14 protein-coding genes and 1 tRNA gene are annotated in these 14,609 nt (G+C 70.8%); 6 read left to right on the top strand and 9 right to left on the bottom strand.

The features are described from left to right. Positions 1 to 29: 29 nt before the first annotated feature. From ACIBMZ_RS05885 to ACIBMZ_RS05875, 3 genes are all read right to left on the bottom strand, one after another. On the bottom strand, positions 30 to 2,252 hold the full coding sequence (locus ACIBMZ_RS05885) for a HelD family protein (RefSeq protein ID WP_396691883.1): 2,223 nt from the start codon (positions 2,250 to 2,252) through the stop codon (positions 30 to 32). A 231-nt stretch (positions 2,253 to 2,483) separates the two neighbouring features. Then, entirely contained in the window at positions 2,484 to 4,643 is a 2,160-nt protein-coding gene (locus ACIBMZ_RS05880) for a tetratricopeptide repeat protein (RefSeq protein WP_396691451.1), read from the bottom strand. Positions 4,644 to 4,711: 68 nt separating this feature from the next. Then, positions 4,712 to 5,173 (bottom strand): MarR family winged helix-turn-helix transcriptional regulator, encoded by a 462-nt coding sequence (locus ACIBMZ_RS05875; protein ID WP_396691450.1) that lies wholly within the window; start codon positions 5,171 to 5,173, stop codon positions 4,712 to 4,714. Between the two features lie 50 nt (positions 5,174 to 5,223). On the opposite strand from ACIBMZ_RS05875, the gene ACIBMZ_RS05870 reads away from it, so the two are divergent. Both ACIBMZ_RS05870 and ACIBMZ_RS05865 read left to right on the top strand, forming a co-directional pair. Beyond that, positions 5,224 to 5,757 carry a VOC family protein gene (locus ACIBMZ_RS05870; protein ID WP_396691449.1) on the top strand — a complete coding sequence of 178 codons (534 nt, stop codon included), beginning with the start codon at positions 5,224 to 5,226 and terminating at the stop codon, positions 5,755 to 5,757. Between the two features lie 63 nt (positions 5,758 to 5,820). Next, positions 5,821 to 6,633: a hypothetical protein gene (locus ACIBMZ_RS05865; RefSeq protein WP_396691448.1), complete on the top strand. Its 813-nt coding sequence runs from the start codon at positions 5,821 to 5,823 to the stop codon at positions 6,631 to 6,633. A 72-nt stretch (positions 6,634 to 6,705) separates the two neighbouring features. On the opposite strand, the gene ACIBMZ_RS05860 is transcribed toward ACIBMZ_RS05865, so the two are convergent. Beyond that, positions 6,706 to 6,885: a DUF4236 domain-containing protein gene (locus ACIBMZ_RS05860; protein ID WP_131056659.1), complete on the bottom strand. Its 180-nt coding sequence runs from the start codon at positions 6,883 to 6,885 to the stop codon at positions 6,706 to 6,708. A gap of 315 nt (positions 6,886 to 7,200) precedes the next feature. Here ACIBMZ_RS05860 and ACIBMZ_RS05855 point away from each other — a divergent pair, with 315 nt between their 5' ends. Further along, a complete protein-coding gene (locus tag ACIBMZ_RS05855) occupies positions 7,201 to 7,749 on the top strand; it encodes a flavin reductase family protein (RefSeq protein ID WP_396691447.1) in 549 nt (182 codons plus the stop codon). A gap of 28 nt (positions 7,750 to 7,777) precedes the next feature. Here the strand turns inward: ACIBMZ_RS05855 and ACIBMZ_RS05850 are convergent, their stop codons facing one another. Together ACIBMZ_RS05850 and ACIBMZ_RS05845 are read right to left on the bottom strand one after the other, a co-directional pair. Continuing rightward, complete coding sequence (locus ACIBMZ_RS05850) at positions 7,778 to 8,233, bottom strand: Rrf2 family transcriptional regulator (protein WP_131056663.1); 456 nt, start codon at positions 8,231 to 8,233, stop codon at positions 7,778 to 7,780. 73 nt (positions 8,234 to 8,306) lie between these two features. Beyond that, on the bottom strand, positions 8,307 to 9,230 hold the full coding sequence (locus ACIBMZ_RS05845; RefSeq protein WP_396691446.1) for a helix-turn-helix transcriptional regulator: 924 nt from the start codon (positions 9,228 to 9,230) through the stop codon (positions 8,307 to 8,309). Positions 9,231 to 9,457: 227 nt separating this feature from the next. Here ACIBMZ_RS05845 and ACIBMZ_RS05840 point away from each other — a divergent pair, with 227 nt between their 5' ends. Continuing rightward, positions 9,458 to 10,234, top strand: coding sequence for an SDR family oxidoreductase (locus ACIBMZ_RS05840; RefSeq protein WP_396691445.1), 777 nt, complete (start codon positions 9,458 to 9,460; stop codon positions 10,232 to 10,234). Between the two features lie 153 nt (positions 10,235 to 10,387). On the opposite strand, the gene ACIBMZ_RS05835 is transcribed toward ACIBMZ_RS05840, so the two are convergent. Beyond that, positions 10,388 to 10,819: an SsgA family sporulation/cell division regulator gene (locus ACIBMZ_RS05835; RefSeq protein WP_007457244.1), complete on the bottom strand. Its 432-nt coding sequence runs from the start codon at positions 10,817 to 10,819 to the stop codon at positions 10,388 to 10,390. A gap of 499 nt (positions 10,820 to 11,318) precedes the next feature. On the opposite strand from ACIBMZ_RS05835, the gene ACIBMZ_RS05830 reads away from it, so the two are divergent. Then, entirely contained in the window at positions 11,319 to 11,783 is a 465-nt protein-coding gene (locus tag ACIBMZ_RS05830) for a TIGR02611 family protein (RefSeq protein ID WP_396691444.1), read from the top strand. A gap of 50 nt (positions 11,784 to 11,833) precedes the next feature. Next, positions 11,834 to 11,905 (top strand) — tRNA-Val (locus ACIBMZ_RS05825). A 446-nt stretch (positions 11,906 to 12,351) separates the two neighbouring features. Here the strand turns inward: ACIBMZ_RS05825 and ACIBMZ_RS05820 are convergent. Next, entirely contained in the window at positions 12,352 to 13,476 is a 1,125-nt protein-coding gene (locus ACIBMZ_RS05820; RefSeq protein ID WP_396691443.1) for a hypothetical protein, read from the bottom strand. Between the two features lie 242 nt (positions 13,477 to 13,718). Beyond that, positions 13,719 to 14,606: a hypothetical protein gene (locus ACIBMZ_RS05815; protein ID WP_396691442.1), complete on the bottom strand. Its 888-nt coding sequence runs from the start codon at positions 14,604 to 14,606 to the stop codon at positions 13,719 to 13,721. Positions 14,607 to 14,609 lie beyond the last annotated feature (3 nt).

The following is a 14,609-nucleotide window of genomic DNA, read 5'->3' as shown; positions in this document are numbered from 1 at the left end:
GCCGGGCCGTCGCCACATCCTGGTGCGGGTCAGGGGGTGGGGGTGAGGGTGGTGAGGCGTTGGGTGGCGCGGGTCAGCGCGACGTAGAGGTCGCTGCGCCCACGGGGCGACTCGGCGACGATGCGGTCCGGGTCGACCACGATCACCGAGTCGAACTCCAGGCCCTTGGCCTCGGCGACGGTCAGCACCACCACCCGGCTCTCCAGGTCGGGCTGCTCGCCGACGGTCGCCTCGGGCAGCGCGGTGGTCAGGGCGGTACCGAGGCCGTCGACGCGACCGGCCGGCACGATCACCCCGAGCCGTCCGTCGGTGAGCCCGGCCGCCTCGTCGGTGGCGACCCCGATCAGCTCCGCCGTCAGCCGGTCCGCCGGTACGTCCCGCGCGGCGGGCGGGAAACCGCTGGCGCGTACGGCGCGGGGCGGGCGCAGGGCCGGGTCGATCTCGGCCAGTACGCGGCCGGCCACCTCCATGATCTCGGCGGGGGTGCGGTAGCTGACGGTCAACTCGGTGAGCCGCCACCGGTCGGCCACGTACGGTGCCAGCGCCTCGGACCAGGACGGGGTGCCGGCCAGCGCCCCGGTCTGGGCCACGTCGCCGACGATCGTCATGGAGCGGCTCGGGCAGCGACGCATCAGCAGCCGCCAGGCCATCGGGGACAGTTCCTGCGCCTCGTCGACGATCACGTGGCCGAACGCCCAGGACCGGTCGGCGGCGGCGCGCTGGGCGGTGGTCAGCCGGTCGGCCTCCTCCTGCCGTTCCAGCAGCCGGTCGGCGTCGAGCAGGTCGGTCACGCCGAGGATCTCACCGCCGTCGGCCTCGTCCTCGACGTCGATGGACCGGGAGCCCCGGGCGATCTCCAGCACGCCCTCGGCGTACTCGCGTTCCAGGGCGCGGATGCGGTCCCGGCGGGCGGCGGCGGCCCGGTCGTCCTCGCCGAGCAGTTCCGCCGCCTCGTCCAGCAGCGGCACGTCGGCGGGGGTCCAACCGCCGGGCTCGCGGTGCAGGGCGGCCCGCTCGTCGGCGGTGAGCATCGGCGCGGCGGCGGCGATGCGGTCGGTCGAGGCGTACAGGTCGGCGAGCAGGCGTTGCGGGGTGAGGACCGGCCACAGCTCGTCCAGTGCGGCGGTGATCTCCGGTTCCTCGCGCAGTTCCCGGCGGATCTCGGCACGGTCGGCCTCTTCGAGCAGGTTCTCCCCGCCCAGCGGGTCGGCGCCGATCCGTTCGGCGACCTGGTCGGCCAGGGCGTGGATGATCTCGACGTCGAAGAGGGCACGGGCCAGGTTGTGCGGGCGGTCGCTGTGGCGGGCGCGGTCCCGGGCGGCCCGGACGGTCGCCGGGTCGAGGACCAGGATCTCCTGCTGCGGCAACTCGATCTCGACCGGCTCGTCGGGCACCTGCTGCCGGTCGCGGACCGCGTTGGCCAGCACCTCGGTCATGACCGACCGTCCCTTGAGCGCCGCGGTGGTGGCCGGTTCCGCGCGTCTGGCGCTGACGCCGGGGAAGAGGTCCCCCTGGGTACGCAGTAGCACGCCGGTCTCGGCCAGCGCGGGCAGCACCTGCGAGATGTAGCGCAGGAAGGTGATGTTCGGGCCGACCAGCAGTACGCCCCGGGTGGAGAGTTCCCGGCGGTGGGTGTAGAGCAGGTACGCGGCCCGGTGCAGCGCCACCGCGGTCTTGCCGGTGCCGGGGCCACCCTGCACCACCAGCACACCGGACAGGTCGGAGCGGATGATCCGGTCCTGTTCGGCCTGGATGGTCTCGACGATGTCGCGCATCCGGCCGGTACGCCCGGCGTTGAGCGCGGCCAGCAGCGACGCCTCGCCGGTCAGTTCCTCGTGGGCGGTGGGGGAGGCGGTGTTCAGGTCCAGCACCTCGTCGTTGAGGGCGACCACCTTGCGCTGCCGGGTACGCAGGTGACGCCGCCGCCGGATGCCCTGCGGGTTGGCGGCGGTGGCGAGGTAGAAGGCGCGGGCGGCCGGGGCCCGCCAGTCCATCAGCAGCGGGTCGTAGTCGCCGTCGGTGTCGAAGATGCCGATCCGGCCGATGTAGCGGCGCTCGTCGTCGTCGGTGTCGAGCCGACCGAAGCAGAGGCCGTTCTCCACCGCCGCGAACTGCTCGACCTGTTCGGCGTACATGCGGACCGCGCTGTCGCGTTGGGAGCGGGCCTGGAGTGTGCCGCCCGCCGTCCGCAACTCCTCGGTCAGCCGCCGTGACGCCTGGTCCCGCAGGTCGTCGAGGCGGTGGTAGAGCATCGAGACGTACTCCTGCTCGCGGCCGATCTCGTCGTCGGACGGCGAACCGCCGGAGTGCCTTGACAATCCGTCTCCCGGTGGGTTAGAGTTCGATTAGGAACGGCTTTTCGAGCCGTTCTTTTTGTTTCCTGAACTGCCGAAGATACCGCGCGACGACCGCCGGAGCCAAGGCGGTCGAGCCCCGTCACACCCCCGGGTGCGACGTCCGCGTCCCAACTCCGGGCGGTGCGGTCAGCGGCGTTCGGTGCAGACCTCGTCGGATCGCGCGACCGTGTCCGTGGACCAGGCGACCGCGACGGTGAAGCAGTAGTCGAGGCTGCGATTGAGGCCGTAGACCACGAAACTGTCGGTGCCGGCGGGCAGATCGGCGAAGGGGTTCTTCGGCTGCCCGGTCCGACCACCCGAGATGATCACCGGTCCCTCCGCCCCCGCCGGGTACGTCCAGTTCAACGTGACGCTGTCCCGGTTGTCGCGCAGCGAGAGCTCGCTGGGCGGCGCGCCGGGGGAGGCCGGTGGGGCCTCCGGTGCCGACGCGGACGGGGGAGCCGCCCCGCTCGGGGTCCCCCCGGCGGTCGGGGCGGCGGGTTCGCCCGAGTCCCCGACCCTCGACACTCCGGCGATCACCGCGGCGGCACCCAGCAGCACCACGACCACGCCCGCCACGATGATCGGCACCAGCCGGTTCGGTCCGGGGGAGGGCGCGGCGGGCGTGCGGCGTACCGGCACCGGCAGCAGCCGCGACGACGGGCCGGTGCGTTCCGGTTCCAGCCGCCGCAGCCGGTACACCCCGGGTGCCTGCGGCGCCGGACCGGTCAGGCCCATCACGCTCGGCGGTACGGCCGCTCCGCTCGACTCGGCCGACGGGGTGGGAGTGGGCCGGTGCGGAGGGGCGGGATCGGGCGAGGGCGGGTCGGTCGGTTGTCCGGTCCACCAGTCCTGCGGTGGCCCGGCCGGACCGTCCACCGGCTGCCGTGGGGTTGGCACCGGCGACGCGGCCCCGGCGGGCGGCTGACCGCCCGGGTGGCCCTGACCGGGGTGGTAGCCCTCGGGCGGGTGCTGCTCCTCGGCGTACCGGGGATCCGTCGGGTCGCCCGCCGCCGGCCAGCCCGTCTGGTCGGGCGCGTCCACGGGCCAGCGCGGGTCCCCGGCGGTCTCCGCCGGCCAGCTCGGCTGACCCGGGGCGTCCGTGGGCCAGCCCGACTGACCGTCGGTGTCGGCGGGCCAGGACGCCTGACCGGGGGTGTCCGTGGGCCAGGTCCGCCCGTCGCCGGTCCCGGCCCACCCGGCGTCGTCGGCGGTCGACGCCGTCCAATCCGGGGTGGCAGCCGCCGCCGGGACTCCCGTCGGCGCGGACCAGTCCCGGTCGGCGTCGTCCGGGTCGGGCCACCCGGCTGCGCCCGACCCCGCCGGACCGAACCCCGCCCAGGTCGGCGTGGTCCCGGCTGCCGGGGCCGAGGATTCCGCCCAGGTCTGGGTGCCCCCGGCCTCGGCAGCCGGGGACTCCGGCCAGGTCGGGTCGGTCCCGTCGCGGTCCGCTCCGGGGTCGTCCGGCTGGTCGCCGGTGTCGTGGTCGGGCCAGGCGGGCGGTACGGCGGCGGCCTGGGCGGTCCAGTCGCCGCTGGGCGGGGCGTCGCCCTGTGCCGGGGTCCGCGCGGCCGGTACGACGGGGCCCTCCGCGCCCACCGGCGGGGTGTCGGCGCAGACGTGGTCGGGGTTGGCGGGGGCCCGGGACAACGAGGCCACCTGGGCGGTCAGCGGGTCGTCCGGGGCGAGGTGTCGACGGGCGAGTTCCCGGGCGAGCGCGAGGTGGTCCTGCGCCTCGGTGAACTGCCCGCAGTCGCGTTGCATCGAGCCGAGTCGGGCGAGCATCTTGATGCCGCTGGGCTGTCCGTCGCCGTACACCTCGCGGTGCAGCTCCCAGGCGTCCTGGAGTCGGTCGCGGGCCACCTGGCACTGGCCCCGGGCGTACTCCACGGTGGCCAGGTCGGCGTGCGCGGCGAGCACCCGCAGGGACTCCGGCCCGTCCGAGGCGGTCAGCTCGATGATGACCTCCTGGTACAGCCGAGCGGCCCGGGACCAACTGCCCACCCGGTGCAGCACCGCGGCGAGGGTGGCCGCGGCGGCGACCGTACGCGGGTCGGAGCGGCCGTGCAGGCGGCTGGTGGCCGCGTACGCGTACGCGGCCCAGCCTCGTGCCGAGTGCGGTTCGCCGAGGGCGACCAGCACCCGCGCGTGCAGGCCGGCCGCCTCGGCGATCTCGGGTGTCGCGTTGGCCGGGCGCGGGTCGGCGCCGGTCAGCGCGTCGGCGAGGAGCCGCTGGGCACCGGCGAGGTCGCCGGAGGAGACCAGGTCGTGCGCCTGATCAGTCAGTTCACCGAAGCCGGAGGGCACGCCCCATCGTGCTCATCCGACGACGTTATGTACAAGCCCCGCGCCGGAGTGGTTCGGTCAGGATCCGGTCAGGGGCGGGTCAGGCGATCGGCCACTGCCTCGCTGATCCGGCGTAACTGGTCTACCTGGGCGGGGCTGAGCGCGTCGAAGAGGTGACGGCGTACCCCCTCGACGTGGCCGGGCGCGGCGGCCTCCAGTGCGGCGAAGCCGTCGTCGGTGAGCAGGGCGATCTGCCCGCGCCGGTCGGTCGGACAGTCCTCCCGGCGGACCCAGCCGGCCGCCTCCAGGCGGGCCACCGCGTGCGAGAGGCGGCTCCGGGAGGAGCCGCTGGCCTCGGCGAGGTCGCTCATCCGCAGTCGACGCTCCGGCGCCTCGGAGAGCCGGACCAGGATCTCGTAGTAGGCGTGCGGCATCCCGGCGTCGCGTTGGAGTTCGCGGTCGAGCGTCTCCATCAACGCCCGGGAGGCGGTCAGGAACGCGCGCCAGGTGCGCTGCTCGTCCGGGTCCAGCCAGCGGGTCATGACCGCCATCATAGCGACATTAGTTGAGCGCTCAACTAGAACGCGCTAGCCTCGGTGGCATGGGAATCCATCGCCTCAACCACGCCGTCCTCTACGTCAGTGACCTGGAGCGCAGCGTCGCCTTCTACCGCGACGTGCTCGGCTTCCGCCGGGTGCCGATGACCCCGGAGGGGTTCCGGGGCGCGGCCTTCCTCCAGGCCCCCGACTCCACCAACGACCACGACCTCGGCCTCTTCGAGATCGGCGCGGGAGCCGGCCCGTCGGCCGCCGGTCGGGCCACCGTCGGCCTCTACCACCTCGCCTGGGAGGTGGACACGCTCGACGAGCTGGCCGCCACCGCCCGTCGGCTGGCCGGGGCCGGTGCGCTGGTCGGCACCTCCGACCACGGCACCACCAAGAGCCTCTACGGGCAGGACCCGGACGGGCTGGAGTTCGAGGTGGTCTGGCTGGTGCCGGCCGACCGGCTGGACGACGCCGCGCTCGACGCCCGTACCCGGATCGGCCGTCTCGACCTGGCCGCCGAGATCAGCAGGTACGGCGGCGACACCCGGGGTGGCATCGGCATCTCCGTCCCGGCCGGCTCGTCGCACTGACCCGCGCCGCCGGACTGCCGAGGGTGCCCGCGGCGCGGCCGGGCGGTGCGGTACAACGGCAGGGTGGCAGACGAGGTGGGGCGGCAGGTGGTGCTCCGGCACCTGAGGTTCTGGGTGCCGGGGGCGTTGCGGCGTGCCCGCCGGGCGACGGTGGTTCTCGGGTACGACGGACGCGACCCCGCCCTGGCCGAGGAGATTGTCCGGGTGGCCGGCGAGTGCGCCGGGGACGTACGCGGGGCTCGGCTGACCGTGCTGGTGCTGGCCGGCGGCACCGAGGAGCTGCCGGCCCGGCTGGGTGCCGCCGAGGCGGGACTGCCGGCCGAGGTCACCGTGCACCTGATGCCCGGCCCGACGGCCCTGCTGCCGGTGGCGCTGCGCGCGGCCGGGGCGTCCGGTGCGCCGGTGCTGTCCTACCTGGAGGTGGACGGTGCCGTCGATCCGGTGGCGCTCTCCGCCGCCGCCTCCGGCCGACCCGGTGAGGTGCTGGTGCCGGCCGGTCCGGACACCCCGCTGCGGGCGGCGCTGGTCGACGCCGGGTTCCCGCTGGTCGCCGAGGTCGAGTCGCCCTCCGGTCGACGGATCGGCTTCGGCACCGCCTCGGACCGCAGCCTGGAGTCGTTCAAGGAGAGTCTCTGGGACTCGGGTGCCGCTCAACCGGACCCGGCGCCGCTGGGTCGAGCGCTGCTCGCCGAGCTGTCCCGCTCCGGCCCGCGTACGGTGACCGAGCTGCGCCGGTACGCGGTGACCGACACGGCGTACCGGGCCGTGGACGCGGTGCGGGCCCTGGACGCGCTGCTCGACACGGGCGCGGTGCGGCGTGACCCGGAGCAGGGCCGGCTCGGCGGGGACGTGCTGATCACGGCCGCCGCCCGCTGACCGTTCGCGCACCGGGGACGCGCATGCGAACGGGGCGCCGGATTGCTCCGACGCCCCGCGCGACTCACGGGCTCACGCCCGGGACTTGTCCTGCTTCCAGGAGAGCGGGCCGGGCAGGTCGACGCGGTGCGCCTTGGCCCGCGAGTTCCACGACCAGCGACCGATCTTGATGCTCCAGGACGAGAAACCGTTCTCGGTGAAGTTCAGGATCAGCGGCCCGTACTTCTTGCGTTTGCGGAACATCAGACCCATCGTGGGCCTCCCTTCGTCATCCCCGCGCGGCATCGAAGATTCCCGTATCGGAGATCCGTCAAACCACGCGGTGCACAGTGGAGATCAGAGGTCCGCAGTGGCCCGAATATCCTATTCATCAGATGGGTGTTGTCGGACTCAAGATCCTGGTTGAATCAGGGGTGCGTGGAGTGAAAGTGCGTTCATCTCACCTCATGGGAAGGGCGTGCTGAGTCACCGGCTCCACCTGGCGTTTCGGAGAGGACCCCGCATGCACCGCACCCCTCACCCCATCGCACCGGCCACGCCGCCCCGCCTCTGCCCGTCGGTGACGGCATGACCACCGCGCAGCACAGCCGCACCGACGAGCTGCGGCCGGTGGACCCGGACCTGTTCCGTACGCTGCTGCGCCGTCAGGCCAGCACGGTCACCGTGGTCACCGCCGTGGCCCGGGGGACCCGACCCGCCTGCCTCGGTGACGTCGGCGCGCCCCTGCGGGCCGGGTTCACCGCGACGTCGTTCACCTCCGTGTCGCTGGACCCGCCGCTGGTGTCGTTCTGCGTCGGTGCGACCTCGTCCAGCGCCTCGGTGCTCGATCGGGCCGAGCACGTCGCCGTGCACCTGCTCGCCGAGAACCAGACCGAGGCCGCCCGGATCTTCGCCGCCAGGGGCGTCGACCGCTTCGCCGCGTACCCCTACTGGGAGGCCGGGCCGTTCGGGCTGCCGCTGCTGACCGGGGTGCTGGCGCGGCTGCTCTGCCGGGTGGTGCACCGGGTGCCGGCCGGCGACCACGCGCTGGTGATCGCCGAGCCGCTGGCGCTCGCCGAGGGAGTGGACGGCCCGCCGCTGCTGCACCACCGGGGCGGATACACCACGGCCGCGTGACCGTGTCCACCCGTGACGGGCGGGTGGGTCAGCGAGGTTCCCAGGCGTCGGGCGCGGTGGTCAGTCGACGGACGTGGGCGGGCAGCCGTCCGCCTACCACGTCGGCCAGGCTCACCTCGTCGACCACCCGGCGCAGCGAGGCGCGTACCGCCACCCACAACCCGGGCAGGTGCTGCGCCACCCCGTCGTAGCTGGTCTCCTCCGGACGAAGCCCGCGTACGCCGGCCAGCGGTCCCTCCACCGCGCGCAGCACCGCCCCGATGGTCACCTCCCGGGGCGGCCGGGCCAGGGCGTACCCGCCCTCGGCACCGCGCTGGGCGCGGACCAGGCCGGACCGGCGCAGGTCGGCCAGGACCGCCTCCAGGAATTTGCGAGGCATGTCCTGCTCCGCGGAGATGGTCTGGGTGGACAGCAATGACGGGTACGCGGCGGCCAAACTCAGCGCCGCTCGTACCGCGTAGTCGCCACGCGCGGAGATCTGCACCCTGCCATCATGCCCAACCGCCCCGGGTCTGGGCGTCGCCGGGCTGACGGAGTGACCGACCGGACCGGCCGGGTCACGCCCGGCGGGCCTCGATCGACGGACGGGACCGCAGCATCGGGGCCGGTTCGGCGGGCGGCCGGGGCCGGACGACCGGGCTCGGTCCGGGCTGCTCGCGGGCGGCCCGGAAGGCACCGGGGCTGACCCCGACCTCGCGGGTGAAGAACCGGCCGAAGTTGGTCGGCTCGGTGAAGCCGAGCAGCCGACCGATCCGGGCGATGGGCTCGTCGGTGGCGGCGAGCAAGCGGCTGGCCTGGAGCGCGACCCGCTCGTCCACCACCTGCTTGGCGCTGCGCCCGGTCACCGCCAGGCAGGCCCGGGTGAGGGTACGTACCGAGCAACCCAGCCGCTCGGCGTAGTCCTCGACCCGGCGGGTGCGCTGGTAGCCGCGCTCCACCTCACGGCACAACCGGCGGAAGGTCTCCTCCTCGGGGCGGCCGGCCCGGCGCAGCTCGGACGGCAGCATGCTCAGACGCAGCAGCAGCACGGTGAGCTGGTAGCGCAGCAGGCTGCGGCCGGCGGGCACGTCCTGGTGCCGACGAACGTCCACGGTCAACTGGCTGACCTCGCTGATGACCGCGTCCTCGTCCTCACCGGCGAGCTGCACCCGGGTGGGTACGTCGTGCACGTCGACGTCGAGCCCACGTAACGCGTCCGGATGCCAGCGGACCACGGTGGCGTCGAGACGGGGCAGCGGACAGCGCAGCACCTGCCCGGCGCGTACGCGCAGTAACGTGCCGGGGCGGCAGGGCTGGGCGCGGAAGTCCACCTCGGCGACGCCGTGGCCGCCGGTGCCGAGCACGATCAGCTCGCGGTCCAGCAGGACCGGGCGGCGCCACGCGGTGTCGGGCGTCAGATCGCACAGCGTGATCGTGTCGATCTCGGCCGGGCCGGAGGCAGCGTCGGGCAGAACCCTGTCGAGGTGACCGGAAGGGACCATCACCTGCGACGTTAGCCCGCGACCGGCCGGTACGCACCTCTGGTGACGGGCGCGTCGCCGAGCCGGCGCCGTCGGCGTCCACGCCTCGATCGACCGTGCTCTTGTCGGCGTACCGCCCGGCGGTTACGTTACCGGGCGGTAGTCATCTGGTCGCCGGGGCGGGCGGACGGTCCGCGTCGGCGGCCCGACCGCCCGGGGAGCCACGGCCGGCTCGCGAGGGGATGGGCATGCAGGATCTGTTCTCGGTCGACGGCAAGAATGTCCTGGTGACCGGCGGTTCGCGGGGGATCGGGCTGATGATCGCCCGAGGGTTCGTGGCGGCCGGCGCGCACGTCGTCATCTCCTCCCGCAAGGCGGCCGTCTGCGCGGCGGTCGCCGAGGAACTGTCCGCGCTCGGCCACTGCACCGCGATCCCCGCCGACCTCGGCAGCGACGACGGGGCACGGCAGTTGGCCGCCGCCGTGCGGGACCGGGTCGACCGGCTCGACGTCCTGGTCAACAACGCGGGCGCGACCTGGGGCGCACCACTCGCGGAGTATCCGGAGAGCGCCTTCGACAAGCTCTGGGCGGTCAACGTCAAGGCCGTCTTCCGGCTCACCACCGAGCTGCTGCCGGTGCTGCGCGCCGCCGCCAGTGCCGACGACCCGGCCCGCGTGATCAACATCGGCTCCGTCGACGGACTCCGGGTCCCGGCCATGGAGGTGTACGCCTACTCGGCGACGAAGGCGGCACTGCACATGCTGACCCGCAGCCTGGCGCACCAACTCGTCGGCGAGCGGATCACCGTCAACGCGGTCGCCCCGGGGCCGTTCGAGAGCAAGATGATGGCGTTCGTCCTGGACGACCCGGAGGCGCGGGCCGCCGTCGAGGCGCAGGTGCCACTCGGTCGGATCGGTCGACCGGAGGACATGGCCGGCGTCGCGATCTTCCTGGCGTCGCGGGCCGGCGCGTACCTGACCGGCGCGGTGATCCCGGTCGACGGGGGCATGACCACGCACGGCTGACCGTCCGTGGGACGCCCTGACGTGCCGGGGCCGGGTGCGGCCCGGCACCGGGCCGGGCGCGTGGCACGGGTGGTGCGGGTGGTGTGCGTACCGCCGGACAAGCCGGGGCCGCGCGGACTCGGCAGATCCGCGCGGCCCCGCCTGGGTCGGTGGTCAGCGACCGGCGAGCAGCCGGTTCACCGCCGTGTCGACGTCCAGGTGCTCGGCCTCCCGGCCGCGCGGGACGACGACGTAGGTCCGCCGCAGGAAGCGCACCAGCACGCTGCGCGGCACCTCGAACAGGGCGTTGCCGTCGGGCGACGACAGCGCCAGCGCGACGAAGTCGCCGCGCGGGGTGGCCCACGGCCAGACCCGGACATCGCCGATGCCGGCCGGTTCGTCGAGCCCGGTGACCAGCAGCTCGCGAGCGAACGACCAGCTCACCGCCTCGCCACCGGCCGATTCGGCGTGGAACAGGACATGGACCGCATACGGGTCAGCAGGGTCGTAGCGCAGACTGGCGCGCACCGGCAATGCGGTGGCGTCAGGCGCGACTAGCCTTAGCGACGTCTCGACCTCAACGGTCGTCGGTCGGATGACACTCATGGACGTTCTCCCCCCGGCACCGCGTGCGGAACGCGCGTGTCCCGCTTTTCCCATACTCAGGCGCTACCTCTGCCTACGCTCCGCCATACGCTGACTTCACCCAGTGGTGGGAGAGGGTTCGGAAAGGCCGCGAGAATGTGAAAATTCATCTAGGATTTCCGGTTCTGCCCAGTGCCTTGATCCCGCCCGATCATCGGGTAGCTCAGTCGTCGACTTACTCCGGTAACGTCCAGTCGGCCGTTGCAGTGACGGTCCCGCGCCACACTGGGCGTGAAATGATCGGTGAGCGATCCTCAGTGGATCAGCTGGCGAGGCGGGACCCGTCGAACGGCGCGGCCCGCAGAGCCGAACAGCGGGGGTGCGGGTGCCGAACGAACAGCACGACCGACACGGTCGGTCAGTGGTCGACCACGAACCGGCCGACAATCGCCGAACCGGCCGCAACGAACGAGGCTTCACCGACGGGAATAGCCCCGCCGGACGGGGAAACCCTCACCGCATGCGGAACGAGCGAATCGAGGCCGACCGGGCCGACGACGGACCGGACGCCACCGCCGTGGCCGGGCGGCCCCGCTGGCGGCAGCGCGTCTCCACCACCCTCGCGCTGGTCCGCGCCAACCCCACCGGCCGCCTGGCCCTGCGCGTCGTCATCGGCGTCCTCGGTGCCCTCGTGGTCACCATCGGCATCGTGCTCATCCCGCTACCCGGCCCCGGCTGGCTCCTGGTGATCGCCGGCCTCGGCATCTGGGCCGTCGAGTTCCACTGGGCCAAACGCCTGCTCGCCTTCACCCGCCGCCACGTCCACGGCTGGACGGCCTGGGTCAAGCGACAGTCACTGGTGCTGCGCCTGGTCATCGGCTCGGTCGGCCTCGTCTTCGTCGCCACCGTCGCCCTGCTCTCGATCAAGTACAGCCTCGGCATCGACGTGATCGCCCAGGTCCTGCGCTACCTCGCCACGAACTGACCCCGGGTTCGCGGGTCGGCCGCACGATCGGGTAGAGTCATCCGCGCTGAGGGCGATTAGCTCAGCGGGAGAGCGCTTCGTTCACACCGAAGAGGTCACTGGTTCGATCCCAGTATCGCCCACAAGTCCCCAGGTGCCCCCTGTCCGCAGAATGCGCGGACCAGGGGGCCTTGTCATTTCTGCTCCGGGGGCCGAGCCCCCGATGCCCCGCGGTGCGGTGGGTGCGGTGCGTTGGTCCGCGCGGGGGCCGCGAGTTGATTTGCGTGGGTGCTGCGCGTTGGTTTGCGCGGGTGTGTCGGGCGTTGTGGACGGTGATCGGCTTCGTTGCCGCCTTGTCGCAGCGGGTCTGCCAGGAGCGCTGGAAGTTGCGCGGCTCGATGGGCGTGCCATGGCGGGTGGTGAAGACCAGGTCGTTGTCGTGCCACGCCTTACCGGCCGTCGCGCGCGCCTCGTCGCGCTTCATGTAGGTCAGTCACAAGAGCAGTGCCCCCGGTGGGGCGCTCGGGCGCTCTGGGATGGCTAGAGGCACAGGTGGGCGATAGTAATCGGAAAGCAGAATCAGGGCTTTCTAGCCACCCGGCTCCTCCTCAGAGTCTTTGGATTGACCAGTTTCAGCATTTTCGGGTGCAGCCGCCGCTACTGCCGCTGCCACTGCCGGATCATCGGCGGACCACCATGCGGGCGGCCACCCCGGCATTGGCGGAGCTGTTCCAAAGTGGCTCGCAATAAGCCAACGGCCCCCATCCAAGCGAACGACAAAGGTCAAGGCATCCGGGAGTATGGTCGCAGATGTTACAAAGTAGCCGCCGGTGTCGCCGATCGAAGTCACAATTACGCGCGCGAAGTTGACAGCTATTCTGCGCTCCCTGCTTGCAACCCCGAGTTTGGCGGGATCAATAGAACCCCATTCTTGGCGGAACTGCTCGCTTTCTGTCGCAACGAACCCTTGCCATACCTCGGTAGGCTCACGTGAGGCAGAGAGTGACGCCGCCAGATGGTCGAGTACTGTCTCGTCTGACCCGAAGGTGTTACGGTTGTTGTACAGCCAGGACTGCACCCTGCAATAGAGCCAGTTGGAATCGGCTAATTCAATGCCTTCTTCAAAGTGCCCCTCGCGCATTAGCTTGAAGAAGCGAAGGACCACTCCGGCCTGTCCCCATTCAGAGAATCGATCTCCCGCTCCTGGTTCAGTTGCTAGGGCGACTGATGTCGTTATTCGCTCGCTTGCCGAATCGGTGCGGATTGGAGTCGCCCCTGGGGGGAGGTGGCTCTGTTCTGGAGGCAGTTGGCGATTCAGGAGCATGCCGAATACGGAGACTGCGAGTAGGAAGGCCGCAAGCGCAGGAAAGATCGAGTACCAGATGAACCCGTCTCTGTTCAGAAGGTAGGTCCACCCTGCAAACATGATGACAAAGACGGAGGTGAAAAAGACTGATGTTTTCGGGATCGGCTTTTTCGGCGTTCCTAATGATTGCCCGGTCAGCCTCGCTACGTCTAGGGCAATCCTTCCGTGCATCCACACAGATACGGGCGTGTGTTCTCGTAGGATGTTGTTCTGGTCTAGCTCGCCTGCCAAAGCAAGATTATCGCGAATCTCAGCCCGTAAGCGTCTCTTGCGACTTGACAAGCCTGCGATCGCGGCTGCGGGTGCTGCGATCGCTGTGGCTGCTTGAACTACCGTCTCGATGTTCAACGGGTGCTCCAACCGGGGGCCGGTGCTTGCCCAAGCTTGTCGGGGAAGCGCTACGAGTAACGAGCAGTCTCTCATGGGTCTGTCAGAAGGAGGCGTAGCAGGGGATCTGTGCGCGTTGTCTGCCGTGGCGATCGCCAGGCAGGCAGCAAGATCGTTGGGTGCAGATCCGGTACAACCGAGAGCAGCCAACGCGGCAGACGCGATGACAGGAGGGGGGCTCTTGCGTCTCGTCGGCTCACTCGTTATTCGTAATTCACATCGCCTAGTCGGTGCAGGATCCCTTTCAGGCGGCGCGAAACCCGCCGGGCCTCATAACTCCCCTCACGATCAGAGTTCTCCATATAAGAGGAAAGGAGGGCGATTGCACTTCGCCTGTATGACGGATGCTTCAAGGCAATTCGCTCGATCGCGAGGATTCCCGCAGTTTGCACAACCCGAGACTCGCTAGACATCTTGTCGGCCGCATTGTCAAATTGACTGTTGAGCCGATCCGTCTCCGAGTTGAAGTGACTCCGAAAGGAGAGCAAAAGCGCCCCTGCGCCAGCAGTTCCGGCAAATAGCGTGATCCCTGTCTTGACCGCGTCGAATCTAAGCTGTGCCGCACTTTCCGCCGGGGCGTTGGACGCCTCTCTAAACATCAGCCATGTGGCCATGAAAGTGAACCCGAGAGCAGTAAGTACCGTCAGTGTGATGAGCATCCACGGCACAGGCTTTATCCCTCTGCGGATCTGAATTCGACGCCATATCTGATATGTGAGAACGATTGCTACTCCCGCCAGGGCTGCCATCTGTTGCGCCGGGGTTAGTATTTCGTCGACGCGCTCTTTGGTCTCACTGAACCACAGGAGTATCCTCTCGCCGTACTTATTGAGCAGATCATAGGCGCAGCACAGAATGAGGATGCCAAGCGCGAAAACCGCCACACCTCTTCGTACGTCCCGACTTCGCTCATCGAGCGACCAGTCGATCAATCTGTTTATCGCCAACTCAATCGGATGGGGCGGCTGCCCGACCTCAGCGTCTTCGCCTTCGTCTCGGTCATGGTCGGATTCCGAACCCGAATCACCGAGGCTTCCTGTCGGGAAATCGTCGCGACCTGATTGCCCATGACCCTCGTTCTGGCTTGTCACTCC

It is taken from the genome of Micromonospora sp. NPDC049900 (assembly GCF_044461025.1).
Taxonomy (GTDB): domain Bacteria; phylum Actinomycetota; class Actinomycetes; order Mycobacteriales; family Micromonosporaceae; genus Micromonospora.
The sequence above is the reverse complement of the archived record's forward strand: the minus strand, read 5'-3'. Positions and strand labels throughout refer to the sequence as shown.

Bases quoted from the DNA above. Each gene is read 5' to 3' on its own strand.
- ACIBMZ_RS05870 (WP_396691449.1), top strand. From the start codon at position 5,224: ATGGGAATCCATCGCCTCAACCACGCCGTCCTCTACGTCAGTGACCTG.
- ACIBMZ_RS05845 (WP_396691446.1), bottom strand. From the start codon at position 9,230: ATGGTCCCTTCCGGTCACCTCGACAGGGTTCTGCCCGACGCTGCCTCC.
- ACIBMZ_RS05875 (WP_396691450.1), bottom strand. From the start codon at position 5,173: ATGGCGGTCATGACCCGCTGGCTGGACCCGGACGAGCAGCGCACCTGG.
- ACIBMZ_RS05830 (WP_396691444.1), top strand. From the start codon at position 11,319: ATGCGGAACGAGCGAATCGAGGCCGACCGGGCCGACGACGGACCGGAC.
- ACIBMZ_RS05860 (WP_131056659.1), bottom strand. From the start codon at position 6,885: ATGGGTCTGATGTTCCGCAAACGCAAGAAGTACGGGCCGCTGATCCTG.
- ACIBMZ_RS05835 (WP_007457244.1), bottom strand. From the start codon at position 10,819: ATGAGTGTCATCCGACCGACGACCGTTGAGGTCGAGACGTCGCTAAGG.
- ACIBMZ_RS05855 (WP_396691447.1), top strand. From the start codon at position 7,201: ATGACCACCGCGCAGCACAGCCGCACCGACGAGCTGCGGCCGGTGGAC.
- ACIBMZ_RS05885 (WP_396691883.1), bottom strand. From the start codon at position 2,252: ATGCTCTACCACCGCCTCGACGACCTGCGGGACCAGGCGTCACGGCGG.
- ACIBMZ_RS05840 (WP_396691445.1), top strand. From the start codon at position 9,458: ATGCAGGATCTGTTCTCGGTCGACGGCAAGAATGTCCTGGTGACCGGC.